The following is a 1,533-nucleotide window of genomic DNA, read 5'->3' on the forward strand; positions in this document are numbered from 1 at the left end:
TTATGTTCTTGTGATAATCCAAATCAAATAATTAAAAGTTTTGGAAAATCTAATGAATTTAAGTTGTTAATAGAAAATGAAAAATTTAGGCAGATATATGATGAAAAAGTAAAAAAGGAATACAGATGTTTTTCAGGTTATTTTAGAAATGTTGTAAAAGATGTGGATGGTCCAATAGTATTAGTAGATGTTGGTTGGAAAGGAACCATGCAAGATAATTTGTATAAGATTTTTGGACATGAAAATGATTTTGTTGGACTTTATTATGGGATTTTTAATGAAACTGGGTATGAATGTTCACAAAATTTAAAGAAAGGGTTAGTTTTTAATAGATTTCCATATAAAAGTAGTAAATATGATATATGGGAATTTGAAACTCATTTGATTGAACAGCTTTTAGTTGCACCGCATGGATCTACTATAGGATATGAAGATTGTAAAGATGGCTTTTTGCCTAAATTAGAGTGGACAGATGCTGATAAACAATTATATTATAAGGCTGAACCGATTCAAAACACAATAATAAATTGTTTTAAAGAGATATGCGGAATATTAAATTATAGATGTGAATCAGAAAGTGCTATAGAAAAATTCTTCGTGAAAGAACAATTAAAGGCAGAATTAATCATATCAAAAGATATGATTGATTTTGAAAAAATAGCTTTATCTGAAAAAACCAACAATTTTGGTTGGTTCGATACTATTCCTATATCAACGTCGAGAAAACAAAAGTTTGTTAATTTGTTGAAAGAGATAAAAGAAATACATTCAGATAAAGAAACTAAAGGAATTATAAAGTATTTACATTATTTTACTATAAAGATGAATGCTCGTGAAAAATATGGATGGAAAAGAATAGTATATAGATTAGTTTATTGTGTTGAAAAATTTAAAGTGTGAGGTGAAAAAATGCATTTATATGTAGTTACACATAAAAAATTTATTTGTCCACAACTAAATGGATACATTCCAATTCAGGTTGGGAGATTATTTACAAATGTTAATTTGGATTTTTTAAGCGATGATACACAGGATAATATTGCTTATAAAAATAACACTTATTGTGAATTAACAGCGTTGTATTGGATGTGGAAAAATGATAACTCAAATATGAATGATGATATTGGATTATGTCATTATCGTAGATATTTTACAAAAAATCCATTCTCAAAATCTGAAAAATATTTTATCACACAATCTGATGTTGAATCAGACTTGGCAAAGGTGGATATTATATTGCCTAAAAAAGTATTTCTTAAGACTACAGTTGAAGAAAAATATTCACTTACAGGAAGTGGGTTTAAGAAAGATTTGGATGTTCTAAGAAATATATTTGAAAATAAATATCCTGAATATTTAAATGATTATGATGCTATAATGAATGGAAAAGAACAATATTTTTTGGAATATGTTGTATGTTCCAAAAAATTAATGGATTTAAATGATTATGATGCTATAATGAATGGAAAAGAACAATATTTTTTGGAATATGTTGTATGTTCCAAAAAATTAATGGATGAATATTGTAATTGG

2 protein-coding genes are annotated in these 1,533 nt (G+C 26.1%); both read left to right on the forward strand.

Annotated elements, in window-relative coordinates; translation table 11 throughout:
- Positions 1-900: hypothetical protein (locus tag DW963_RS13355; protein WP_199669391.1), on the forward strand; the 900-nt coding region annotated here is incomplete at its 5' end.
- 9 nt (positions 901-909) lie between these two features.
- Positions 910-1,533, forward strand: a 624-nt coding sequence (locus DW963_RS13120; RefSeq protein ID WP_117916365.1) for a DUF4422 domain-containing protein, incomplete at its 3' end; no start/stop codon positions are given.

The organism is Eubacterium sp. AM46-8, assembly GCF_003466705.1.
Lineage (GTDB): Bacteria > Bacillota > Clostridia > Lachnospirales > Lachnospiraceae > Lachnospira.